Genomic DNA, 23,373 nt, shown 5'->3' with positions numbered 1-23,373 from the left:
GCACTTCGCCCCGCGCCTAGTTGATATGCGCGATCGTCCCCTGGATCGTGATGCCCGACGAATCGAGCGTGATGCTCGCGCCATTCGTTGAGATGACGATGGTCTTCGCGTTGATGTTGACCTGCTTGACGTCCTTGTCGCCCACGTTGATGGTGGGCGCCGAGACATCCACGTTGGTGGTCCCGTAGACCGCTGTAAAAGGCGTTCCCGAGATGACGACGCCCTTGCCCGTCCCCTTGATATGCACGCCCCGCTGCGCGCCGTCGCCGATGATGCCGACGCCGTTGTCGACTCCGTTCACATCCACGCCCGTATCGCTGCCCTTGATGGCGACGCCGCCGGTGTCGCCGGTAATGTGCATGCCCCCGGTTTTCGCATACAGCGATACCGCCTTCGCCGCGGTGACGCTGTACTCGCCGTTGTCCACCTTCACGATGCGCGAGCCATCGGTTACCGTATGCGCGCTGGTCTGCTTGACGCTCACGGTATGCGTGCCGTTCGCCACGGTGAAGCTGTGATTGCCTTCGGTGATTGCATGGGTGCTGTTGCCCGTCACAGCGACGTTATGGTTGCCGCCCACGCTGGTGCTCTCGTTACCGCCGATCTGCGCCGTGCGGTGCTGCGTGACGCTCACCGTTTCGTTGTTGCCGATCTGCTTGTTGCGGTTGTTGCTCACCTGCACCGTCTCGTCGCGCCCCACGCTGCGGGTGCGGTCGCGGCCGACTGAAACGGAATGGTCGAGTTCGGCTTCCATGTCGAGATTGCGCTCCGCGTGCATCCATAGTTGCTCTGAGCCCTTGCGGTCTTCGAAGCGCAGCGCGTTCGCATGATCGGACGTGCCGCCCGGCGTCGAGCGCGAGAGCAGCCCGCTTTGCGTCGCGCTCATCGGCAGGCCCCATGGCGGCATGCGCGAGGCGTTGTAGACGCGTCCGGTCACGATCGGGTAGTCGGGGTCGCCGTTCAGGAAATCGACGATCACTTCGTCGCTCACGCGCGGAATCTGCACGCCGCCAAAGCCGCCGCCGGCCCACGGGCTCGATACGCGCACCCAGCACGAGGAGTCCTGGTTGTGCTGCCCGTAGCGGTCCCAGTGGAATTGCAGCTTCACGCGGCCGTACTGATCGGTCCAGATTTCCTCGCCGGGCGGCCCGACCACGACTGCCGTCTGCGGCCCGTTGGTATGAGGCCGCGGTGTCGTGCACGGCGAGCGGTACGGCAGGCTGTCGGGTTGCGCGAGCAAATCGGCTTCGTGCAACACGGGTTCGTTGCCGCTGTGGCTCGCGTAGGGGTTCTCCTGAAAACGATACGCACATCGAACGATCAAGTATTTGCGGTTCTGGTCCGCGCGCGGGCAGCGCGCAAGCTCGAACAGGTAGCCCGGCGCGCTGGCGCGCACATCGGTATGCGCTTGTGCGCGGTCGTACACCCCTTGCAGTTCCTCCAGGCGCACGCGATTGCGATACTCGCCGTGCGCGTCGTCGCGATAGCCGCCAGGCCACTCGAACACCGCATAGTCGTCGTGATCGTGGCCGCGCGGCTCTGCGCGCTGCACGCCCAGATCCGCAAGCGGCTTCGTGTAGTCGTAGTCGCTCGCCTCGCGCCGCCCGGCGCTCACCTCCTGCACGGGCTGCCAGGTTTCGATGTGCTCTTCATCGGCAATCGCGGCGCGGTCGCTGGCGATGAACGGAATCGTCGCGGAGCCGGGCAGATCGCCATGCGAAGCCATGGCGTCGCAGAGCACCAGCGTGTGCGTCCCGGCCTCGTGCCGGAAGAAATAGTAGATGCCCTCCGTTTCCATCAGCCGCGAAACGAAGGCGAAGTCGGTCTCGTTGTACTGGACGCAGTACTCGCGCGGCGCGTAGGTCTCGGTAAGCCGGCTTTCGACCGGATAGCCATACGGCGCGAGCACCTGCTGCACGATCTGCGGCACGCTCTTCTCCTGGAAGATGCGGCAGTCGGCGCTGCGGGTCGCGAGCCACAGCCAGGGGCGCACGATCAGCTCATACGCGTAGTAGCGCTCCGCATGCCGCCCGATCAGTGCGGCGCGCGCCACGATGCCGTTCAGATAGCGTTGCCCGCCGCCCGCCAACTCGACGCGCACCGTCACCGGTTTGCCGAGCAGGTCGCGCAGCGAGACGCTGTGGCTCGCGGCTAGCGCCTCGATGCGCCATTCGAACGGACGCCCGAGTGCCTCCTGACCGTTCAGGCGATAGAACTTGAGCGCGTCGCCGAGCGGGCTGTCGAGCGTAAAGATGCGCGCCACGCGTCACCCTCCTTGCGCCCGCGCGACCAGATCGATCACGAGGTCGCGCGCCGGTTCGTCGTTCAGCCGCCGTCCGAGCCAGGTGGAGAAGCCGAGCCGCCCCGCGCCGCCGGGCGCCGCGCGCGGCACCTCGGGCGCGGCCAGTTCGAGTTGCAGATCCCAGCCGAACTCGACGCCTACGTACTCGCGCACCCAATGCACGAGCCGCGCGGCGTCCGCGCCGCCGGGCAGGAAGGACGGGTAGCGCGCGAACGGCAATGGCCCGAGCACAATGCGAAAATTGCCTTGCGCATCGCGCACGGCGCGCCCGAGCACCGCGCCGCGGCCGAGCGCCGCGCGCGCGCCGCGCCTGCGCCGCCCGCCGTGTGCCGTGCCTGAGGCGCCACCTCGCGCGCCCATCGCACCGATCGCACCAATCGCGCCGCGCTGCCGCGCGTCGAGCGCGACCCAGCGCACGACATGCTCGACGATGCGCACCGGCACGCCGAAGTCGTGGCGCAGCATCTGCGCGAGCCCTTCGGGGTTGCGCGTCTGGCGCACCCAGTGGCCCGCATGGAAATACTTCGCGTGACGACCAGGCACGTCTCGCGTGGACAACGCTGCGTCCGCGGCCCGCGCGCCGATCAGGCTCGCGACCCAGCCGTCGAAGCGCGATGCGCCGGAGCGGTCGAGGCCCACGACCGGCTGCGCGTCGGCCCACGCGCGATACAGCAGCACGAGCAGCCGATGATGAAACACATCGGCGAAAGCACTCATCGAGGCGTCGCCCACGCTGTGCGCGCGCTCGAACGCGTACTCCGTGACATGCTGCGGCAGCGGGCCATTGGGACCGAACAGGCCGAAGCCCTGAACGAGCACGCGAGGCGGCACGCGGTCCGCCTGCGCGTCGGCGATGCCGGCCACCATCGAAGGCGCAAAGGATAACGAAGGAATCTGCCCGAGCCGCACCGGCTCCGCGCCGGGGTGCTGCGCCGCGCCGAGCCGAGCCGGCGCGCTCGCGAGCGCGTCGATCCAGCGCAGCAAGTGGAACAGGTCGTGCTCTGCTGGCGCCGCGCGCAACCCGCGCCAGAACGCCAGGTAGCGGGCGCGATCGGGATTGGGGTTTGGGTTATCGCTCATATCGCCGGCCTGCGGCCCACGCGTGCGGGCCATTCCGCAACCTCGCCGCGCTGCGCCGAATACAGTGCGAATTCGACGAACGCGTTGATCGACGCATGCCGCGCGAAGAACTGCTCGAGCGCCGCGCCGAGCACATAAGGGCTGTCGCCCGCGAAAGCGTGATCGTCGACGGTCAATTCCACGCGCACGCCGCGCCCGTAGACGAGCGGCCCCGCCACCGGCAGGCGCCTGAACACCGGCTCGCACGCGAGCCGCCGGATGCCCCGGATGCGGCGCGCGAGCGGCGCGTCCGAAGGGTCGGCGTAGATCTCCAGTTGCTCGCGCAGCCGCTGCGCGCCGGCTTCGTCGTCGATATCGGCGAGCGGCTGGTAGTTGAGCCCCAGATGCGCGATCAGCCGCCAGTTGGCTTCGTCCTGCGCGAGCGGCGGGCGCGGTGCCGAAGGGCCGCGCACGATGCGCACGCGGCTCACGGGCGCCGAGATCTTCAGCGTGAGATCGGCAACGCCCGCGGCCGCCAGGTGCAGCGGCAAGTCGCGGTTCGTGCATAGCGTATCGGCGGAAAGCAGCTCGATGTGCTCGTCGAACGGCGCACGACGGCGGTCGACAAGCGACACGTAGACGTCCGTGCCCGCATAGTTCGAACGCAAGCCGGAGCGCCGCGCCTGCGTGCCGACGAGCCGCGTTTCGCGCCGCACCGAAAAGTACGCGCCGGATTCCTCCGCATCGTCGGCGCGCGCCATATAGAGCGGATGAAAGGCACAGTCGCCTTGCATGCCTTGCGCGCCGTGTGCACCTTGCGCACCCGTATGTCCCGCAGCACCCGCGCGATGGCCGATCACGCGCTTCACCGCGAAGATCTCGTAGTCGAGCGCGCGCGTGCGGTCGACCATCAAGCGATATTCGCTCGTGCCGGGCGTCACCGGAATGCGCTCCGTGCGCTTCGGAAACAGATTGATCGCGGGCGTGCAGTCGAGCGCGAGATGGGTTGCGTCGATGCTGCGTTCGAGATCGGCATCGTCGCCGTCGATGAGCAGCAGCAGTTCGATGCACTCGCCGCGCGATGCCTCGAACGCCTGGCGCAAGCCACGCACGCTGAAGAAGAGGTTGCGCGCCGCGAACGCAAAGTGCTCGCGCAGGATGCGATAGCCCTCGAAGCCGCGCGAACTGGGCGGGAAGAGCGCCTGGTCCGCGTCGAACCCTTCGTGGACCACGGACTCCGGCCCGAGCGTTGCGAGCCGCCTGCCTTCCGTGCGTTTGCTGGCATTGCCGCTGATAGGCGTAACGTCGTTGGCAACATCGCTACCAACATCGGTATCGCGCAACACGACGCCGAACGTGCGCGCGCACACGAGTTCGAGCAGCCGCATCGCCTGCCGCTCGGGGCCGCTGAGAAAGAACGTGAGCTGGTCGATGGGCAAGCGATTCAGACTCGCCCCGCCGCGCGCGCCAAGGACGATGCGCAAGGCTCGCCTCGTGCCCGTGCCAGTGCCTGCGCCCGTGTTCGCACCTGTATTCGCACCAACCTGCGCGGCAATTGGCGCAAGCCCCGCCGGCACCGGCACCAGATCGACGGCGCGCAGCACGAGCGGCCACAGCGTGACCGGCTGCGCGGTGCGGAACTCGCAGGCGGTCCCCATGCCGCGCGGCGCGGCCGCCATGAGGCTGGTCCCGGCCGGCACGGTAAACCCCTGGCCTGGCGTGCTCTGGGCAGGGTCGGCCTCGAACTGCACGATCGCCATCGCCGGCGTGGGCGCGAGATGATCGGGGTACACGACATCGAGCAGCCGCTCGGAAAAGCGCGGAAACTCCGCGTCCATCTTCAACTGCACGCGCGCGGTGAGAAAGCAGAAGCCTTCGAGCAGCCGCTCGACAAACGGGTCGGCCACGTCGATGCCGTGCATGCCGAGACCGCCCGCGACTTTCGGATACTGGCGCGCGAATTCCGCGCCCAGTTCGCGCAAATACGCGAGCTCGCGGTTGTAGTAGTCGAGAAAGCGTGTGTCCATGATTCAGGTTTTGCGCCGCATGCGGGCGCCGGCAGGTTCCGGTTCGCCGGATCCGTTCAGCGGGCGCAGCAGCGCGATGCCCGAGTCCAGATCCAGTTCCGTTTGCAGCAGCATCGAGAGCGGCGGCTCCACGCACGCGAGGCGCCCCGCGATCTCGAAGGTCAGCACGTTGTGCCGGCTCGCGCGCCGCGCGTCGTTCACGCAGCGAACCTCGACGCTCTCGCCTTGCAGGCGCGGCTCGAAGCACACGATCGCCTCGCGCAGCGCATTTTCCAGGTACGGCGTATCGATGCCGGACAACGGTGTGCCAGCGAACGCCGGCACGCCGAAGTTGAGCACCGAGCGGCCCGCTTCGGCGTAACGGCGCGCATCGCGTTCGTCGAGCGCGCAGGCCGTGTTCAGCAGCCACGAGAGATCGCGCAGCACCGCTTCGAGCAGCCCGCCAGCATGGCTGCCGCCGCGATACGGCGAGTCCGCAGCGGCGGGCCGCTGCTGGACGTCGTCGCGCAAACGGTCGAACAGCATCGGTCGCGCCATGCGCCTGGGCGCGGCGCCATCGTGCGTCTGGTGCGTCTGGTGCGCCTCGTAAGGCGGGTGCGCCTCGTGAGGCGGGTACGTCTCGCGCACCGGGTCCGGACGAGCGGAATCACGCGCCATGCAGGCCTCACATCTCGGTGTTCTTCTTGATGTCCCAGCCCATCGTCACCTCGGGCCCCTTGCCGCCGTTCTCGTTCTGCTCCCAGTACTGCTTTTTCACGCGCGCGGCCTGGAAGCCGTACTGCATCACCAGCCGGTCGGTCGCATCGCTCGTTTCGGCGCCCACCACGCGCGCCGTGGTCACGATCACCTCTTCCAGCGTGACGCGCGAAAACTCGATCTGCTCGCCGCCGGTCTTGCACGACGATATCTCGACCTTCGATAGATGCTTGCCGCTCGCGCAGTGTTTGATGATCGCGGGCGTGGCCTTGTCCATGAAGGCCATCACCACGAGGTCGTCGAAGTTCGCCTTGCCCGCGTTGCCGCCACCGCCCGAGGCCATGGCGGCCGGCTGTGTCGCGCCCCAGGAAAACGACTGGATATCGCTCCAGCCACCATGCTGCTTGTCGGCGGATTCGCCCGTTGCGCCGTCCACCTTCATAAACATCGCCACGCCCATTGTGCTTCTCCCGGTTTTACATCCAGTTTTTTATCGCGCCACTTCGATATCCTTATCAACTCCCGGTGGCCTGCAACGCCGGCAATCGCGACACCAGCCGCAACGACACCGTCAAGCCTTCCAACTGGTAGTGCGGTCGCAGAAAGAATCGCGCCGAGTAGTAGCCCGGGTTGTCGTCCACGGCTTCCACCACCACGCGCGCCTCGGCCAGCGGCTTGCGCGCCTTGGTGTCCTGCGACGAGTTCGCAGGGTCGCCATCCACATAGTTCATGATCCAGTCGTTGAGCCAGCGCTCCATGTCCGGGCGCTCGCGGAACGACCCCACCTTGTCGCGCACGATGCACTTGAGGTAATGCGCGAAGCGGCTGCACGCGAACAGATACGGCAGCCGGCCCGAAAGCCGCGCATTCGCCGTGGCATCCGGGTCGTGATACTCGCCGGGCTGATAGAGCGACTGCACGCCGATGAACGCCGCCACGTCGGAGTTCTTGCGGTGAACGAGTGGAATCAGGCCGTTCTTCGCAAGCTCCGCCTCGCGGCGGTCGCTGATCGCGATCTCGGTCGGGCACTTGAGATCGACGCCGCCGTCGTCGGTGGGAAACGTGTGGCACGGCAGGTTCTCGACGGCGCCGCCCGACTCCACGCCGCGAATCGCCGAGCACCAGCCATAGAGCTTGAACGAGCGGTTGATGTTGACCGCCATCGCATAGGCCGCGTTCGCCCAGGTGTAGCGGTCGTGGCGCGCGCCGTCGGTTTCTTCCTCGAACTCGAATTCGTCGACGGGATCGGTGCGCGCGCCATAGGGCAGGCGCGCGAGAAAGCGCGGCATGGCGAGCCCGACGTAGCGCGAGTCCTCCGAATCGCGCAGGCTGCGCCACGCGGCGTACTCGGTGTTCTGGAAGATCTTCGTGAGATCGCGCGGATTCGATAGCTCCTGCCACGAGTCCATCTGCATCAGCGCCGACGACACCCCGCCGATGAACGGCGCATGCGCCGCCGCCGCGATCTTCGAGATCGATTGCAGCATCTCCACGTCGGGCGGGCTGTGATCGAAGTAATAGTCGCCCACGAGACAGCCGAACGGCTCGCCGCCCAATTGTCCGTACTCCTCTTCGTAGACCTTCTTGAAGAGCGGACTCTGGTCCCAGGCAATGCCCTTGTGGCGCTTGAGCATGCGCGCGACTTCCTTCTTGCTCGCGGGCAGCACGCGGACCTTGAGCATCTCGTCGCTTTCGGTGTTGTTCACGAGATAGTGCAGTCCGCGCCACGCGGCCTCCAGGCGCTGAAAATCCGGGTGATGCAGCATCGCGTTGATCTGCGTGGAAAGTTTCTCGTCGAGCGCGGCAATCATCTGCCGCACCCCTTCGTAAGCGTCCGACGACAAGGTCGCGGTGCGGCTCTGCTCGAGCGCCTCGCGCGCGAGCGTTTGCACCGCGGTCTGCACGGCCACGCGCGCAAGCTCGGTCTTGGGGCTGATCTCGCGCTCCAGCAGCACCGAGAATTCGTCGCCGCTCAGCGTGGTTGCGGGCAACGTGGCGACGGGGCGTTGCAGTGTGCTTTGCATCTCACTTCGGCTCATCTTCGTCCTCCTGTCCGGCGTTGCGAGGCCCGCTTGCGTGGCCCGGCGCTTGTGGCGCGGCGAGCGCGTTGGGCCGCGAATTCGGTGGCGAGCTTTCCTGCGGGCTTTCCTGGGAGTTTTCCTCCGCCAGTTCGGCGAGCAGCGCCGGGTTGCCCAGCGCCCGCGCGATCAGCTCCTCGGCGCCGCGCTTGCCGTCCATGTACGAGAGCAGGTTCGCGAGCTGCGTGCGCGCCTCCAGCAAGCGCCGCAGCGGCTCGACTTTGCGCGCGAGCGCAGCGGGCGCGAAGTCGTCGATGCTGCGAAACGCGAGTTCGACACTCATCGTGCCGTCGCCCGTGAGCGTGTTGGGCACCTGAAACGCGAGCGCCGGCGCGATCGACTTCATGCGATCGTCGAAGTTGTCGACGTCGATCTCCATGAAGCGGCGCTCGGCCAGATCCGGCAGCGCCTCGCCGCGATTGCCCGCGAGATCGGCCAGCACGCCCATCACGAACGGCAACTGCACCTTCTGCTCGGCGCCGTAAAGCTCGACGTCGTACTCGATCTGCACGCGCGGGGCGCGATTGCGCGCGATGAACTTCTGGCCGCCTTCCGATGACTTGTGACGAGACATGTGAGTCAACTCCCGCGCAATCCGTGCGCTCAAGCAGATCGCCGCCAGTGCCGAAGCCGGCGCCGATCCGTATGTTGATTTCCCGCGCGGTTCCCGATGCCGCGCGCTGTAGTTGGTACTGCGGTTGGTCCTGTGGTTGGTACTGCGGTTGAATGCTCCGGTTGAATGCTCCGGTTGAGTCCTGCGGTTCGGCGCTTCGATCCAGCACGGCGGTTCAGCACCGCTGATCGATCTGGGCTGCTCATTGCACCGATTCACCGTGGCGATTCACTGCATTCACTACGCCGATTCATTGCGATTTCCGCTCAGGTGATCGAGCTCCCGCACGCTCTCCGGCGCGATGTCACGAAAGATCTCGTAGAAGTTCAGCGAGAGCAGGCGTTGCGCACGGCGCAGAAAAATGGGCGCCGGGTGGCTCGGCTCGTGCAATTCGAGGTAACGGCACATCTTTTCGAGCCCGAAATCGATATCGGCGCGGCTCGAAATCTCGGCGTCGCGCCATGCCGCGCCGTTTGTGGCTGGACTGATGGTGAAGTTTGTGGCGGGTGGTCCCGCCGCGCGCTGCTGCGGTGACGCAGCTTGCAACGGGCTCTGCATCGCACTTTGCTCCGCTATGTCGGGCATCGCTGGTGCTGCATCGGGCGCTTGCGGTTGTGCGATGTTCCGCGGCAGTTCGGCGGCCAGCGCCTCTAGCTGCCGTTCGAAGGCGCTCGCATCGAGCGTCCACGCGTCGCCAAGCCGCTCGCGCACCCTGTGCCGCAACGCCGCCAGTTGCTCCCGCACCGCGAGCGCCGCCAGCACCACGGGGTTGCCCGCCGCGAACGCCTCGCGCAATTCGCGCACGAGGCGTTCGCGCCCGCCAGCGTAATGGTTAGCGCTACTACCTGAACTGCTGGCATTGCCGCTTTCACCGCTCTCGCCTTGCTGCATCAACTCCACGGCGGCGCTCACGCTCAGCGTTCCCAGCAGCGACTGGTCGCGCGCCGCGCGCACGCAGCCCTGAGGACCGGCCAGTTCCGCCAGCGCATTGAAGCGCGGCAGCGGATCGGCTTCGCCTTCGACGATCAGCGCCGGATGCAGCGGCTCCCAGTACGCGTCGAGCAACGCCGATGCGAGCCGCAAGCCGTCCGCGTAGCCTTGCAGCCCACGGCTGTCGATCCACGCCCAGGTGAGCGGCACGACCACGCGCAGGTCCTTCGTGCGCGCGAGCAAGGCGAGCGCGAGGCGCTCGACCTCGCGCCATGCGGGCGACTGCGCGGCGATGAGCACATCGCCGTACTGCTCCTCGGGTCTCGCCGTGGCGCAGCGCTGCAACGCCAGAAAATCGGCGTCGTATTCGAGGTCCGGTCCGCACGGCGCTGCGGCGCTGATCGGTGCGAGCAGGATTTCGATCATCGTTCGGCTCCTTGGCGCAATTACTCGAACTTGTAGCTGATATCGAGCGGTGGGCTGCCCGCATCGAGCGTCACCGTCCGCACGTAAGGCTTGAGCGAGCCATTGCGGATCTCGATGCGATGGGTGCCCGGCGAAAGGCTCGCCGTATGAAACGGCGGACTCACGCCGCGCCTCACGCCGTCGACGTAGACCTCGCCCCACGGCAGCACCTGGAAGCGCACGCGCACGGGACGCATCGGCGCGGGTAGGCGCACGTTGGGCGGAATCGATGTCCGGGGCGGGTGCTCGACCTGAGCGGGCGTGGCGGGCGCAGGGCTGGAGCCGGGCGTCGCCGCGCCAGAGGTGGTCGTACCTGGTTGCTGCTGCGCCTGCGCAGCCGGATTAGCAGCACCGCTCGTGGCCGGTTGCGCGGGCGTGTTGGCGGAGGGAGCCGCGAGCGCCAAGGTCGCTGCGTGGCTCGCCGGTGCAGCGGGTGCAGCGGGTGCGGCAGGTGCGGCGGGCGCGCTGCGGTTTGCAGCGGTCTGCGTGGAGCCGGCCGGCGTGCGGATCGCGTAGCGCAGCGCCGGTATGCCTACCGCGAGAACAAGCAGCAAGATCAGGACGGGGAAGCGCATCGCCCGCCATGTGAAGCGCGACGCAGATGATTCGGATGTCGAACGGCTTTGTTGCGCGATATCGGGCGCAGAAGGATTGCTGGTCGATTGCTGTGTTACGGGTTGCGCCTGCGGTTGCGCCTGTGCCGATTCGCCCTCGCGCATGCTTGCTTCCGATGTGGCTACCGCCGACTTCGACGCCGCCTGCGCATTCGCCACGATATCCGAAGGCTTTTCGGCGTGAGGCGTCGGTGTGTCAGACACCCTCGCATCGCCCCCATCCTTCACCGCGTCCCGCGACTCTCTCGGTTCTCCAGCAATCGAGTCCCGCGCCACAACCTCACCCGCCACAGCACCCGCAACCGCCCCGCCGCGCTCGCCGCCATGATGCGCCACCCGTGCCGGCGCATCATACCCGGCGGGCACGAACACCCCCGGCGCAGGCTCGTGCAGACCGAGCGCCTGGGCGAACGCCACCACCGACTCTGGCCGATCCTCGATCCGCAGCGCAAGCGCATGGTCGATGGCGGCCCTCACGCGCTCGCTGTAGTGCTCATGCGCATGCTCATGCTCGTGCCCATGTTCATGCTCATGTTCGTGCTCGCCGCCAGCCTCCTCGCGCCCCGCCAGTGGCCGGTACTGATCCTGAATGCTGCGCACCACTGCCGCCGGCGGCAGCTCGCCCGTCATCAGCGCATGCGCGAGCGCACCCAGCGCATAGATATCGGTCCACGGACCCTGCCTGAACGCGGGATCGTCGGTGTATTGCTCGATCGGCGCGTAGCCGGGCTTGAGCATCATCGCGGTCTCGTCGACCAGGTCGCCAATCAGCTTGCGCGCCGCGCCGAAGTCGAGCAGCACCGGATTGCCGTTCGGCAGGATCAGGATGTTGTCGAGCGAGATGTCGCGATGAAAGCACTGCGCGCGATGCAGCACGTCGAGCGCCCCAAGCACCGACGCCAGCATGCGCAGCAGCGCCGGCTCGCTCATCCGCTTGCCGCCCTTGTGCAGTTGCTCGAGCGTCTGGCCTTCGTAGAACGGCATCACCATGTAGGCGGTGCCGTGGCTCTCCCAGAAGTGCAGCACCTTCACGAGACCCGGATGATCGAATTGCGCGAGCAGGCGCGCTTCGTTCAGGAATGCGGCACGCCCCGCATCGAAGGCTTGCGAGAAGCGCGCGGCGCGCAGCGCGACCGTGAAGTCGCCGGCGCGCGACGCCAGCATCGCGGGCATGTATTCCTTGAGCGCGACCGCGCGCTGCAAGGTGCGATCGAACGCCCGATAGACGATGCCGAAGCCGCCCGTGCCCAGCACCGAGTCGAGCTCGAAGCCCGCCAGCCGGTGGCCGTTCGGCAACGGCCGCACGCCATCGCCGCCCGCTTGCGCGTGACCTTGTGAACCACTTTGCGAGCTTCCTTGCAAACCTGCGCGCGCCGTGTGAGGCGCGGCTTCGGCGTAGTGCGAGTCGGTCATGGCCGTCCTCCCCCCGGCTCGCCGAAGAGCCGCTGGAACAGCGCGGCATCGAGCCCGCCGGTGTGGACATCGGTGCGCGGCGCGCCATCGTCGGCATCGGTCCACCAGAAGCTCGTCATGCCGTTCGGATCGAAGTACTCCCAGAGATTCGGCCAGCCTCCGGCAGTGGCCGAAGCCTCGACGTCCGACGCATCGACGCTCGACTGATCACCGCCCGAAGCCTCGGCGTCCGAAGCCTCGGCACCCGACGCGCTCAATGCATCGACGCGCAACGCATCCGCGCCCGAATCCGCGTCGTCCCGCAGGCCCCGCGCAAGCGCCCTGTCGAAGTCCTCGGGCCCAAGCGCGCCGCGTATCGCGTCGCGCACGATGGCGACCATCAAGCGGATACGCGCGTCGGCGCCGGCGAGCGCCGATCCCGCGCGCGCGCCCTGCACCCCATGTCCGCTCTCACGCGCATACCCGGTCGGCGCGAACGGCTGCACGACCACGAGCGGATAACGCCGCCCGACCCGGTCGTGGCTCGGCGCCACGCAGCCGAGTTGCACCCAGCCGTCGCCGCTGCCAGCGGGAATGGCGAAGCTCCAGAGCGGCGCATGCGCGTCGAGATTCGCGCGGCCTGTCGCCATGCCTTGCGAGAGCCATTGCTCCCACGTGCGCGCCAGCGCCCCCTGCATGCGGCGGCCGACGAAGTCGCCCGCGCCCGGCAGTTTGCCGTACCAGGCGGGCAACGCGAGTTCTGCGCCAAGGCAGGCGCCGTTCATGATCATTTCCCCGGACACGAAAACGACTCCAGTTGAGCGAGACGCAAGGGATTGCGCACGCTGTCCGCCGTCACCTGCATGGCGAGGGCGTGGTGATCGACGTTGAAACCGGCCACCATCTGGTCGGGCGCGGCCCGGCCTGACGCGGCGCGATCGAAAAGGCGCATGAGCGCCCACGGCCCCTCGGTCACGAAGCCATCGGTCGCGCCCGATTGCTCGACGATCTGCAAGCGCACCTGGTTCATGCCGCGCGGCCCCGGCCACTGCACCGTCACGGGCGCCTGCGGGCCGTGTGCGTAGCGCACCTGCTGGCCGTCCACGTCGAGCGTCCATTCGGCGATGTCCGGGTCCATGTCGAGCGGCTTGATCTCCAGCTTGATGGTGGGCGTGCGCGCGCCGCCAGCGAAGAACGCGTCGCGGATCACAGCGGCCTTTTCGAACGAGGCGAGCAGTCCGCCACCTCCCGACGCACCGCCTGGAGCGCCTGATGCGCCAGCAACACCAGCAACACCCGATGCCCCACCCCCAGCGCCGCCGATGAAGCGCCACGGCTGCACGCTCGCATCCACGCGGCTTTGGAGGTTCTTCTGGAAGAACTCGTCCATGAGGCCGCCTGGCGCGAACAGGCGCGCGAAGTCGCCGGGCGCGACGTCGCGCGATGAGCCCCGGGCGAACGGGTAGCGCCCCGCGATGGCCTGCCGGCAGAAGTCGCCGATGTTGACGGACGCGCTTTGCGCGAGGTTCTGGTCGATGTTGTGCATGACGTTGCCCTGCGCGGCGTTCGCGAGGTCGCCGAGCATCTGCCGGAACGGCGCAGGCATGCGGCCAGCTTCGGCGCGGATCTGATCGGCGCTGTCCGACTGCGGCGGCGTCCCGCCGCCGCGCAGCGCGGCATCGGCGGCGGTGAGCCACGTATAGAGGTTGTCGATCGACTTGAGCACCGCGCTCATGGCCGCATTCGTGCCGCCGCCGTTCGTGCCGCCGTTCGTGCCGCCGCTCGCGCCACCATTCGCGCCACCATTCGTGCCGCCACCGCCGCCACCCTCCTGGCCGCCGAACTCGCGCAGTCCCGCGAAGTGCGCATCCACCACCGCTTCGGGCCGCGCGTCGCCGCCCGCCGCATCGCCACCGGAATCGCCACCGTCCTGCGGCTGGCCGAAGATCTGTGCGAGCGATTCGCGCGCCTGGTTCACCTTGTCCTGCGCGCCCGCAGCGAGCCCGCTCGCGCCACCGGCGTACTGCGTGAGCGTGGTCTGCCGCGCGGCGGCATCGGCGAGACGCGTGAGCGGCGAGTCCTGCGAGGACAGCACGCGGGCAATCTGCGTGGTCTGCGCGATCGACGCCGTGCCCTGCAGGCGCAGATCGCCGAGATAGCCGTCCCAGCGCCGGATGTAGTCGTCGAAGTAGAGCGCGCGCACGTCTCTCGCTTGCGCGTTCGTGGCGGCCGGCGTCGTGGCCTCCGGCGCGCGCAGCCCCAGCACCCAGACTTCGTCGCGGCCAAAGGTTTCCACCGCTGGCGCCAGGCGCTTGTCGAACACCTTCCAGTAGCCGTCGTAGGTATAAAGCCCCGGCACGCCCTCGTTCAGGCTCGCGCCGCTCGCGCGCCGGAACACGAGCGCGCCCGAGGGGCCCGCCATCTGCGTCGCGTTCACGTCGTAAGCCGCCGCAGCGGGGCGCAGCGTGCGCGCAAGCTGCGCGTAGAGCCGCTGCGCGAAGGTGAGCTGCGTGAGCTTGTCGCGCGCGGCGGCCACCATCTGCTCGTTCTGCGCGAACGGCGAGACCACCACGCGGCCCGCGAAAAGCGCCGCCATGTGCGCGCGCAGGTCGTTGCGCTGCGCGGGCGTCAGATGCGTGCTGGACGTCGAGGCAATCTCCAGATCCAGCACCGCCTGCACGAAATCCGGATCGTAATGGGCGCTGTCGTACAGCATCAGATACGCCTTGAGCGCGGCGTAGACATAGGCGGGATCGTCGGGCGGCGCATCGCGCACCGCCGTTTCGAGCCGCCGCGCGGCGAGCGGCAGCAGCAGTTCGTCCAGCGCGCGGTGATAGACGTTATCGGCCGCCGACTGGATCTTGTCGCCCTGGAACAGCCCCCACCGATACGCGAGCGGCGCGTTGGACGGATCGACGCCCTCCACGTGCGCGATGTTGCGCATCGCGTCGAGCATCGGCAGCACGCGCGCGATGTTGTCGGCATCGGTGATCGTCACGCCTTGCAGCGCGCGGTCGATCTGCGGCACGCGCGCCTCCACCGAGGCCAGATACGCACGATTGCGCGCGTAGCTGCCCACCCACGCCGCCAGCGCGCCCACCAGCACCAGTGCGAGCACCGCGTAGCAGGCGAGCGCGAGCATGCGCTGGCGCTGATACCAGCGCAGGTCGGTGCCGGCGAGGCGCGCCTCCTTGAAGATCAATTCCTGCAACAGATCCTTGAGGAAGAAGCTGCGCCCGCTCGCCGCCGACGACACCGCGTGAGGCGCGGGCGGCACGCCATCGATCTTGAGAAAGCGTTTGATGCCGCCCATCACGCGATCGAACACGGTGCCCTCTTGCGTGCCGCTCGTGAAGTAGACGCCGCGCAAGAGCGGCATGGCGTCGAAGCGCGAGGTCGAGAACACCTGCTCGACGAATTGCCCGAGCACCTCCTGCAAGCCGATGAATTGCTGCGGCAGCGAATAGATAAGCTCGCGCCGGCGCGCGTCGGGCTCGGCGGTGAAGAGCTCGGGCAGCGCGTCGTTCAAACGCCGGTGCAGCAGCCGGTATTCGCGGTCGAACACGGTGCGCAGATTGAAGTCGCGCGCCTCGGTCTGCGCGAGGGGGATCGTGAAGCCCCACACCTGCGCGCGCTCGGTGCGGTTCAGGCGCGCGAAGTAGTCGGTGAAGCCCGAGAGCAGGTCCGCCTTGGTCACGAGCACATAGACAGGGAACTGGATGCCCAGCTCCGTGCGCAACTCCTGCAAGCGCTTGCGCAGCGCCATCGCATGGCCGGTGCGCTCGACTTCGGAAGCGCCCAGCAGATCGGAGACGCTGATCGTCAGCAGTGCGCCGTTCAGCGGCTGGCGCACGCGGTACTTCTTGAGCAGCGCGAGAAAGCCGGACCACTCGTCCTGATCGAGCGCGCGATTGCTTTCGTGCGTGGCATAGCGGCCCGCCGTGTCGATCAGGACGGCTTCGTTGGTGAACCACCAGTCGCAGTGGCGCGTGCCGCCCACGCCGCGAATCGCGGCCTTGCCGAACTGCTCGGCGAGCGGGAACGTGAGGCCCGAGTTGACCAGCGCCGTGGTCTTGCCCGAGCCGGGCGCGCCGATAAAGACGTACCACGGCAACTGATAGAGATACTGGCGCGTGAGGCCGTCGAACCAGCGGCCGACGCGCCCGCGCAAACCCTGGCCGCCCTGCGCGCCGCCCTGATCGGCATACTGCGCGCCGTGCTGCACGCTCCCGAGACGCGCGCTGCGCAGAAGGCGCGCGGCCTCGTCGAAGCGGCTGCGCAGCTCCTGTGCGTGTGGCGCTTCCTCCTCGGGCGCGGCGCGGCTATTCACGGGCTCGCGCAACTGGCTCAGCAACTGCGCGTTCAGTTGCGCAGCGCGCCAGCGCCGATACCCCACGCGCGCCGCCCACGCCGCGAAGATCAACACGATGAGGACCACGCGCGCGAGCACGCTGTCGAGCGGCCGGGACGTGCCAATGGCGATCAGCGGCCCCACGAGCCAGATCAGCGCCGCAAGCGCAATGAGGCCGACGACGGCCCACACGCGCGGGCTCACGAGCGCGCGCAGCGCGTGCCATGCCGAACGCCCCACGCGGCTCATTGCGCACCTCCCTCAGTGGCCTTACCCGTGGCCCCGCCCATACCCTCGCCCGATGCCGCGAGCTTCGGCGGCGCGGCGAGCAAGGTGATTTCCACGCGCCGGTTGCGCGCGCGGTTGGCAGCGCTGTCGTTGGGCGCCACGGGATCGGTCGCGCCGCGCCCTTCGGCGCGCACGCGCGCGGCGTCGCCCAGACGCGCGGCAAGAATGCCCGCCACGGCGCGGGCGCGCTCGACCGAGAGGTCCCAGTTCGACGGAAAGCGCGCGCTGTGCACCGGCACGTTGTCCGTATACCCGGCCACGACGACGGCGCCCGGCACGCTCGCGAGCGCGGCCGCCACGCGCGCGAGCGTCGGCTGGTATCGGTCGATCACCGTGGCAGAACCCGATTCGAACAGGCCGTCGCCACGCAGCACGATCACGCTGCGATCGGCGGCATCGCGCACTGCCACGAGCCCCTCGGCGATCTCCGGCGCGAGGAAGCCCGCAAGCCGTGGCGGCGGCATCGGATGAACCGCCTGCGGCTCGGCGGCCTGGAGGCGCACGCCCGGAATCTGCAATCTGCCGATCGTCGAGAACGCCTTGTCCGAGCGCCCCGCCAGCGCGAGATCGAACCCGACATACACGCCGAAGCCCACCAGCACGGCGAGCGCGGCGCAGGCCCAGAGCGGCATGGCGAAGCGATGCGGGTCCTCGCGCGCGATCTCGTCGCGCCAGTGCGCGGAGAGCGCGGCGTCGTAGTCGCCGCGCACGTCGCGGATCGTGCGCGCGAGCGTGTGGCGCAGATCGTCGAGCTGGGCACGGCCATTGTCGAGCACGCGGTAGCGCCCCTCGAAGCCGAGCACGAGGCAGTAATAGAGCAGCTCCAGCAGATTCAATTGCTCGCGCGGCTGCTGCATCAAACGATTGAGGAGTTCGAAGAATTTTTCTCCGCCCCACGTCTCGTTGTGAAACGCCACAAGCAGACTATTCGCCGACCAGTCGCCGGTTCCGCCCCACGGCGTGAGCGCCGCCGCCTCGTCGAGCGCCGTGCACAGGCAATAGCGCGCCGCGCCGATCTGCTCCGGCGACGCCCCCGCGCTGCGCGCGCGCTCCTCGAACTGACGGATCTCGTTGGCGAGATGCTCGCGCAGCCAGCCCGGATTCGGATGGTGCACGGTGTAGCGAATCTGCGGAATCAGGTTCAGCAATGCGTTGGCCGCGGCCACGAGCGGATTGCCGCCCTCCGCCGAGGCGGCCGACGCCGCCGCCGCGCCCGGAAACCAGCGCGCGTCCCCTCCGGGCGATGCATCGGCGTGCTGCGTCTCGTTGCCCGTTGCGCAAGCGAGGTCCGGATGCGCGGCCATCAAGGCCGCGTGACCGGGAGCGCGTGCGCTGGTGTGGGCTGTCGCGCGTGCAGCCTCGCGTTCGGCTTCGCGTTGCGCGGGGAAAGGACCGTTGAGCGGATTCATCGCGTGTCTCGTTCGCGCACGCCGCGTGCATCGCCTACGCGCATGTCGCCTACGCGCATGTCGCCTGTGCGCATGTCGCCCACGCGCATGTCGCCTGTGCGCACGCCGCGGATCGCCCAGAACTCCATCGTGAGGCCCGGGAATTCGCCGGCCAGATGAAGCGCGAGGCCGCCCGAGCGCTCGAGCTGGCGCCACAGGTCGCCGCCTTTGTCGATCTCGAAGTAGCTATGGCCGGCGTGATACGGAATCTGATGCGGCGCGACCGGCAGCGCACGCACGGGAATGCCCGGCAACTGCAACTGCACCAGGTCGCGGATGCGCTCGACCGGCCCGAGCTTGACCTGCGCGGGAAAGCGCGTGCGCACGCTCTCGGCGGGCACGTCGGCGCGCACCGCCAGCACGAAGCCCGCATCGCGCAAGAGCGACGTATCGGCGATCACGGCCACCTGCACGCCACTGCCCGCGTCGGTGAGCGCGATCTGCACGGCATTCTGGTCGAGTACGGTGGCAAGCGAGCGCCGCAACTCCGCGAACAACTCGCCGAAGGTCGCGCGCAAGTCGTCGTGCCGATAGAGCGGCAGCACCTCGGGCCGGCGCGAGGCGGCCGTGAAGGTGGCGAAGTCGCAGGCGAGCTTGAGCCAGTCGCGAAACAGCAGCTCCGGGTGGACCCCGGGCGTTTGCGACGTGTGCGACGTCACCGCGAGGTAACGGTTGACGAGCTGCAACAGCAGAAAATCGGCGACCTCGGAAACGCCGCCGCGCCCCGCCTGCGCAAGACGCCCGGCCAGCAGCTCGCTGCGCTGCGCGAGCAGCCGGTCCAGCTCCCGCATGTAACCGGCTAGCTGCGGATGCGCATGCGCGTCGAGCAGCGGCGGAATATACGTCGCGTCGATCACCAGTTGCCGGTCGGTGCGCCGCTCCACCACGCGCAGCACGCCCATCGCGTGCCAGTCGTCGTCCACGCTGGTGGCGAGCGCCAGCCGCAGCTTCAGCCGTCCTAACTGTACGAGCGCGGGTTCGAGCCGCACCTCGTTGACATCCGCGATTTCGGCTTCATAGGCCTCGTAGCGCGCGAGCGCCGCCGCGCCGCCGCCGAACGTCACCTGCGCGCTGCTGCTGCGCGTGGCCGGCAGCGCCAGCACGACCGTGGTGTCGCGCACCTCGGCGCCTACCTCCAGCGCCTCGGGCGCTTCGTCGAGATGCGAGAAGTCGAACGGCGTGCCGTCGGGCAGCATGCCGCTCGCGGCACGCAGCATCACCTTGCCGTGCGCGAGCGCCTCCTCGTCGACCTGCAGCGACGCGAAGCCCCACCAATAACGTTGCAGCGGCGCGCAGCGCAGATGCACGTAGCGCTCGAAATACCGTTCGAGCTGCTGAAAATGTTGTGGCCGCAAGAACATGCCTTCGGACCACACCACGCGATCGCGCTGGCCGGTGCCGCCCGTGACGGGCGCAACAGGAGAATTCATGCGGTCGTTCATTGAGCGTCACCGGCGTTTGGCGTGGCGACGAGTCCGTCGCCCTGCACCGCGATCACGTAACGCACCTCGGAGGGCTTGCCCTGCCAGAACTTGAAGAGGTTGGTGCTCGCGGGCGGCGGCAGCGCCACGACGATTTTCCAGCGGCGCTTTTCGAGCTTGCGATAGCCCGCCACGACACCGAGCGCGCGCACCGACTCGCCGCCCGAATAGTGAATCGTGCGCGACTCGCCCGGACGCAGAACGATGCGCTCGGTGCCCGCCAGCTCCGCGCCCAGCGCATCTTCGGGCTTGCTTTGCAACGAGAAATAATCGGCGCGGCTGAAATTATTGCCGGATTTTAGCTGAAACGTTTGCAACGCTATGGGCACGGAACGGTTTTGAGAATCGCGATTGGCGTCGGCCGCCACCTGAAATGTGACCGAATATGGCACCGGTAAATCTTTCTCCGTCGATGCGCATCCGCATAATAATAAAAATGCAAAATAAATCCCGGCGCGCAGTTGAAGCACGCGCTTAATTGGCGCTTCGTACATACCGTGCTAACCCTCTGATTCAGCGCGAAAACACGTTGCTCATGCACAGGCACGAACACGCCCCGCCCCTCTTCGTGCTGCAAGCAGGGGGTGTCTCACGGGTAACAATTAATATGAGGAAAAATCAGGTGACTAGACTATAGTTCGTACGATTCCTTACCGCAACGCTCTCCGAATACGCACTCTATAAATAAATTCCTCAAGCCGTAGTAATTACATTACAGGCTTGAATGAAGAAATAAATACTGGATAGCCGACAATGAATTGGCCGATACGCTGGAATTTGTTACGTGTGAATTGCGCGTCAGCCGCCTTGGGCGGCGCATTTTTACTGGTGCTCGTTGGAGCGCTCATTACAGCGGGCGGTTGCAGCAGCCTCTCGCCCACGCAGCGCGCCGCCGCGAATACCGTTGCGGCCGCACACGACGCGTATGTGGCGGGCGACTACTCGCGCACCATCCAGTTGCTACGCAACAGCAACGCCGTGGAAGACGGCGACCGCGCCACCCAGATCGAAGCGCACAAGCTAATGGCGTTCAGCTACTGCGTGACGAACCGCGTCGCCCAATGCCGCGCCGAGTTCGAGGCGATCCTGCGGCTCGACCCGCATTTCGAACTTTCCGCCGCGGAGAAGGGTCACCCCGTCTGGGGCCCCGCGTTCGACGCGGCCCGCCGCAAGGTCGCGCCGTCCTGACGGGCCGTATGCGTCGCGAGTGCCTTTTATCCGTTATTCAGTGAGTCAGTCCGCATCATGCAATTGACCGTCATCGAGTACGCAGGAGAACCGGTCCGCACCGAAACCAGCGTGGTGTTCCATGCGCCGGGCGGCACGATCGGACGCAATGCCGACAACCAGATGGTGCTGCCCGACGAAACGCGTCAGGTCTCGCGCCTGCAAGCCCTGCTGCAAATCGACGGCGAGCATTGCGTGCTGAAAAACTTGAGCAGCGTGTCGGTGGTGGAGATCAACGACACGCCGCTCGAATACACCGAGGAACATGCGCTGGCGTCGGGCGACGCGATTCGCATCGGGCCATATGTGCTGCGCGCGCAAGACGGCGACGTTGGCGTGGCGGAGATGGCACAAGCAGCACAAGCAGCACAAGCGGCACAAGCGGCACAAGCGGCACAAGCGGCACACCCGGCACAAGCAGCACACTCGGCGCATGTCGCGCAGAAGGCTTCCGCGCCCTCGCACGCGAGCGAAAGCGCGGGCCGCGCCCCGCCCAGGGAAAGCGTGCCGCCCATCCCTACCGATCCGCTCGCGCTCTTCGCGCGCCCGCGCGGCGACGCGGCGGAATTCGCGAGCCCAGCCTCAACCCAGGCATCGGCGCAAACACCCAATGTAGATGCGCACGCAACCACATTCGCAAATCGCGCAAGAAACGAAACGGAGCGCGAGTTTCCTGCGCGTCCACCTCAGCCAAGTGCATACGAACAGACATTCGCGGCCGGCAAGCACGACGCGAGCACAGCGAACCCGCCAACGCCAACGCCGACACCAACACCAATGGAAGCAGCAAGCGCCACCGCCACACCAACGCGCACCGATGCGCAAACGCCCCCTTGCGCGCCCGATTCCGCCGATGCACTGCTTTGCGCATTCCTGCGCGGCGCGGGCCTCGACAAGGCCACCTGCGACTGGCGGACGGAACAGTTGCACACCGCGGGCCAATTGCTGGCGCTCTTCGCGAACGGCACGGTCGAACTGCTCTCCTCGCGCAGCATCCTCAAGCGCGAAGTGAAGGCCGACATGACCGTGCTGCTCGATCGCGAGAACAATCCGCTGAAGCTGCTGCCCGATGGCAGCGCGGCGCTGCGCCAGATGTTCGGCCTGCCGTTTCCCGGCTTCATGACGCCGCCTGGCGCCGTCGAGGACGCGTTCCACGACTTGCAGGCGCATCAGATCGCCATGGTCGCGGGCATGCGCGCCGCGCTGAACGACGTGCTGCTGCGCTTCTCACCCGAGCGCCTGGCCGAACGCGATGCCCCGGGCCGCTACGAAGCGCTCCTGCCGGTGCTGCGCAAGCTACGCCTGTGGAACCGCTACGAACGCATGCACCACGAGACGATGCTCGCGGTCGAGGACGACTTCAGCGCGGTGTTCGGCCGGTCCTTCCTGCGCGCCTACGATGAGGAAGTGAGGAGCTATCACGAGCGACGCCGCCCGGCGCGCGCAGGCGACGCATGAACCTCTCGTGCGCCCAGTTCTCGTGCACGGGCACGCGGGACAGCAATCAGGACGCACTCGGCTACACGATCTCGGACGACTACGCGTGCTTCGTCGTGAGCGATGGCGTCTCGGGCGAGCCCGGCAGCGAGGTCGCCGCGCGCTGCGCCGTCGAGCGGATCCTGGAGCGGGCGCAACGCAGTGGCCCAACCCTCGCCCCAATCCGCGAGCCATTCCGCGCCCCAATCCGCGAGCCCGCGCTCGGCGAAACCTTGCTGGCCTGCATCGAGGAAGCGCACGGCGCGATACTCGCGAGCCAGCAGCGCGAGCGCGAACGCGGCCGCATGAGCGCGACGGTGATCGCGCTCTTCATCGACCGGCGGCACAACATCGCGCAATGGGCCCATCTTGGCGACAGCCGGCTCTACCGCTTCGCACGCGGCGCGCTGATCGAACGCACGCGCGACCATAGCGTGCGGCAGCAGTTGCTGGATGCGGGACTGCCCAGCGAAGGCGTCAATCCCGGCTGGCTGCATATGGCGCTAGGCATGCGCGGACCGATCGCGCCCGCGATCAGCCCGCCGCACGCGCTCGAAGACGGCGACGTGTTTCTGCTATGCACCGACGGGCTCTGGCAGACCGTTGCACAAGAGGCGCTGGAAGACCGGCTGCGCATCGTGCATACCGTCGACGACTGGGCGCTGCTGATCGAGCACGAGGCGATGCGCCATTCGGGCAGCGCGCCGAATGCCGATAATTATTCGGCGCTGGCGGTATGGGCGGGGAGCCCGCAGAACGTTACGTTGCAGCGCGCGAGGACGCGGCGGGAGGAGTGAATATGTGCCGGCGAAGCGGGCTTTTTTCCCGGGCGAAAAATTGCCCGCGTGAGTTACGCGATTTTCTGGGCATACTCGATCAGACAAATCCGATTTGAGTTAATCCGTTGTTTCTGGCGCCTCTTTGCA

General features: G+C 67.5%; 16 protein-coding genes and 1 pseudogene. 3 read left to right on the top strand and 14 right to left on the bottom strand.

Annotated elements, in window-relative coordinates:
• Positions 1-16: 16 nt before the first annotated feature.
• From L5014_RS26020 to tssJ, 14 genes and pseudogenes are all read right to left on the bottom strand, one after another.
• Complete coding sequence (locus tag L5014_RS26020) at positions 17-2,263, bottom strand: type VI secretion system Vgr family protein (protein ID WP_238466676.1); 2,247 nt, start codon at positions 2,261-2,263, stop codon at positions 17-19.
• Between the two features lie 3 nt (positions 2,264-2,266).
• Positions 2,267-3,382, bottom strand: coding sequence for a type VI secretion system baseplate subunit TssG (gene tssG, locus L5014_RS26015; RefSeq protein ID WP_238466675.1), 1,116 nt, complete (start codon positions 3,380-3,382; stop codon positions 2,267-2,269).
• Positions 3,379-5,388 (bottom strand): type VI secretion system baseplate subunit TssF, encoded by a 2,010-nt coding sequence (gene tssF, locus L5014_RS26010; protein WP_238466674.1) that lies wholly within the window; start codon positions 5,386-5,388, stop codon positions 3,379-3,381. Before tssF ends, tssG begins: the two co-directional genes overlap by 4 nt.
• Positions 5,389-5,391: 3 nt before the next feature.
• Positions 5,392-6,045 carry a type VI secretion system baseplate subunit TssE gene (gene tssE, locus L5014_RS26005; protein ID WP_238466673.1) on the bottom strand — a complete coding sequence of 218 codons (654 nt, stop codon included), beginning with the start codon at positions 6,043-6,045 and terminating at the stop codon, positions 5,392-5,394.
• A 7-nt stretch (positions 6,046-6,052) separates the two neighbouring features.
• A complete protein-coding gene (locus L5014_RS26000) occupies positions 6,053-6,544 on the bottom strand; it encodes an Hcp family type VI secretion system effector (RefSeq protein ID WP_238466672.1) in 492 nt (163 codons plus the stop codon).
• A 55-nt stretch (positions 6,545-6,599) separates the two neighbouring features.
• Positions 6,600-8,108 carry a type VI secretion system contractile sheath large subunit gene (tssC, locus tag L5014_RS25995; RefSeq protein WP_238466710.1) on the bottom strand — a complete coding sequence of 503 codons (1,509 nt, stop codon included), beginning with the start codon at positions 8,106-8,108 and terminating at the stop codon, positions 6,600-6,602.
• A 1-nt stretch (position 8,109) separates the two neighbouring features.
• Positions 8,110-8,736, bottom strand: coding sequence for a type VI secretion system contractile sheath small subunit (gene tssB / locus L5014_RS25990; protein WP_238466671.1), 627 nt, complete (start codon positions 8,734-8,736; stop codon positions 8,110-8,112).
• 279 nt (positions 8,737-9,015) lie between these two features.
• A complete protein-coding gene (gene tssA / locus L5014_RS25985) occupies positions 9,016-10,131 on the bottom strand; it encodes a type VI secretion system protein TssA (RefSeq protein ID WP_238466670.1) in 1,116 nt (371 codons plus the stop codon).
• A 20-nt stretch (positions 10,132-10,151) separates the two neighbouring features.
• Positions 10,152-12,197 carry a serine/threonine-protein kinase gene (locus L5014_RS25980; protein WP_238466669.1) on the bottom strand — a complete coding sequence of 682 codons (2,046 nt, stop codon included), beginning with the start codon at positions 12,195-12,197 and terminating at the stop codon, positions 10,152-10,154.
• Entirely contained in the window at positions 12,194-12,961 is a 768-nt protein-coding gene (gene tagF, locus L5014_RS25975) for a type VI secretion system-associated protein TagF (RefSeq protein WP_238466668.1), read from the bottom strand. The genes L5014_RS25980 and tagF overlap by 4 nt, the downstream gene beginning before the upstream one ends.
• Before the next feature lie 2 nt (positions 12,962-12,963).
• Positions 12,964-16,767 (bottom strand): type VI secretion system membrane subunit TssM, encoded by a 3,804-nt coding sequence (gene tssM / locus L5014_RS25970; RefSeq protein WP_420800140.1) that lies wholly within the window; start codon positions 16,765-16,767, stop codon positions 12,964-12,966.
• 5 nt (positions 16,768-16,772) lie between these two features.
• Entirely contained in the window at positions 16,773-18,119 is a 1,347-nt protein-coding gene (locus L5014_RS25965; RefSeq protein ID WP_420800139.1) for a DotU family type VI secretion system protein, read from the bottom strand.
• A 209-nt stretch (positions 18,120-18,328) separates the two neighbouring features.
• Positions 18,329-19,693 (bottom strand): annotated as a pseudogene (gene tssK / locus L5014_RS25960) (type VI secretion system baseplate subunit TssK); the annotation flags it as partial.
• A gap of 8 nt (positions 19,694-19,701) precedes the next feature.
• Positions 19,702-20,238 carry a type VI secretion system lipoprotein TssJ gene (gene tssJ, locus L5014_RS25955; protein ID WP_238466665.1) on the bottom strand — a complete coding sequence of 179 codons (537 nt, stop codon included), beginning with the start codon at positions 20,236-20,238 and terminating at the stop codon, positions 19,702-19,704.
• Between the two features lie 259 nt (positions 20,239-20,497).
• On the opposite strand from tssJ, the gene L5014_RS25950 reads away from it, so the two are divergent.
• The 3 genes from L5014_RS25950 to L5014_RS25940 are packed head-to-tail and all read left to right on the top strand — an operon-like array spanning position 20,498 to position 23,244.
• Positions 20,498-20,932, top strand: coding sequence for a TssQ family T6SS-associated lipoprotein (locus tag L5014_RS25950; RefSeq protein WP_238466664.1), 435 nt, complete (start codon positions 20,498-20,500; stop codon positions 20,930-20,932).
• A gap of 57 nt (positions 20,933-20,989) precedes the next feature.
• Positions 20,990-22,429: a type VI secretion system-associated FHA domain protein TagH gene (gene tagH / locus L5014_RS25945; RefSeq protein WP_238466663.1), complete on the top strand. Its 1,440-nt coding sequence runs from the start codon at positions 20,990-20,992 to the stop codon at positions 22,427-22,429.
• Positions 22,426-23,244: a PP2C family protein-serine/threonine phosphatase gene (locus L5014_RS25940; RefSeq protein ID WP_238466662.1), complete on the top strand. Its 819-nt coding sequence runs from the start codon at positions 22,426-22,428 to the stop codon at positions 23,242-23,244. The genes tagH and L5014_RS25940 overlap by 4 nt, the downstream gene beginning before the upstream one ends.
• Positions 23,245-23,373: the final 129 nt, after the last annotated feature.

The organism is Paraburkholderia tagetis (genome assembly GCF_022213065.1).
GTDB classification, from domain to species: Bacteria; Pseudomonadota; Gammaproteobacteria; order Burkholderiales; family Burkholderiaceae; genus Paraburkholderia; species Paraburkholderia tagetis.
The sequence above is the reverse complement of the archived record's forward strand: the minus strand, read 5'-3'. Positions and strand labels throughout refer to the sequence as shown.

Excerpts from the sequence above, each read along its gene's own strand:
- tssG (WP_238466675.1), bottom strand. The coding sequence starts at position 3,382 with ATGAGCGATAACCCAAACCCCAATCCCGATCGCGCCCGCTACCTGGCG.
- tssF (WP_238466674.1), bottom strand. The coding sequence starts at position 5,388 with ATGGACACACGCTTTCTCGACTACTACAACCGCGAGCTCGCGTATTTG.
- tssE (WP_238466673.1), bottom strand. The coding sequence starts at position 6,045 with ATGGCGCGTGATTCCGCTCGTCCGGACCCGGTGCGCGAGACGTACCCG.
- L5014_RS26000 (WP_238466672.1), bottom strand. The coding sequence starts at position 6,544 with ATGGGCGTGGCGATGTTTATGAAGGTGGACGGCGCAACGGGCGAATCC.
- tssC (WP_238466710.1), bottom strand. The coding sequence starts at position 8,108 with ATGCAAAGCACACTGCAACGCCCCGTCGCCACGTTGCCCGCAACCACG.
- tssB (WP_238466671.1), bottom strand. The coding sequence starts at position 8,736 with ATGTCTCGTCACAAGTCATCGGAAGGCGGCCAGAAGTTCATCGCGCGC.
- tssA (WP_238466670.1), bottom strand. The coding sequence starts at position 10,131 with ATGATCGAAATCCTGCTCGCACCGATCAGCGCCGCAGCGCCGTGCGGA.
- L5014_RS25980 (WP_238466669.1), bottom strand. The coding sequence starts at position 12,197 with ATGACCGACTCGCACTACGCCGAAGCCGCGCCTCACACGGCGCGCGCA.
- tagF (WP_238466668.1), bottom strand. The coding sequence starts at position 12,961 with ATGAACGGCGCCTGCCTTGGCGCAGAACTCGCGTTGCCCGCCTGGTAC.
- L5014_RS25965 (WP_420800139.1), bottom strand. The coding sequence starts at position 18,119 with ATGGCCGCGCATCCGGACCTCGCTTGCGCAACGGGCAACGAGACGCAG.
- tssJ (WP_238466665.1), bottom strand. The coding sequence starts at position 20,238 with ATGTACGAAGCGCCAATTAAGCGCGTGCTTCAACTGCGCGCCGGGATT.
- L5014_RS25950 (WP_238466664.1), top strand. The coding sequence starts at position 20,498 with ATGAATTGGCCGATACGCTGGAATTTGTTACGTGTGAATTGCGCGTCA.
- tagH (WP_238466663.1), top strand. The coding sequence starts at position 20,990 with ATGCAATTGACCGTCATCGAGTACGCAGGAGAACCGGTCCGCACCGAA.
- L5014_RS25940 (WP_238466662.1), top strand. The coding sequence starts at position 22,426 with ATGAACCTCTCGTGCGCCCAGTTCTCGTGCACGGGCACGCGGGACAGC.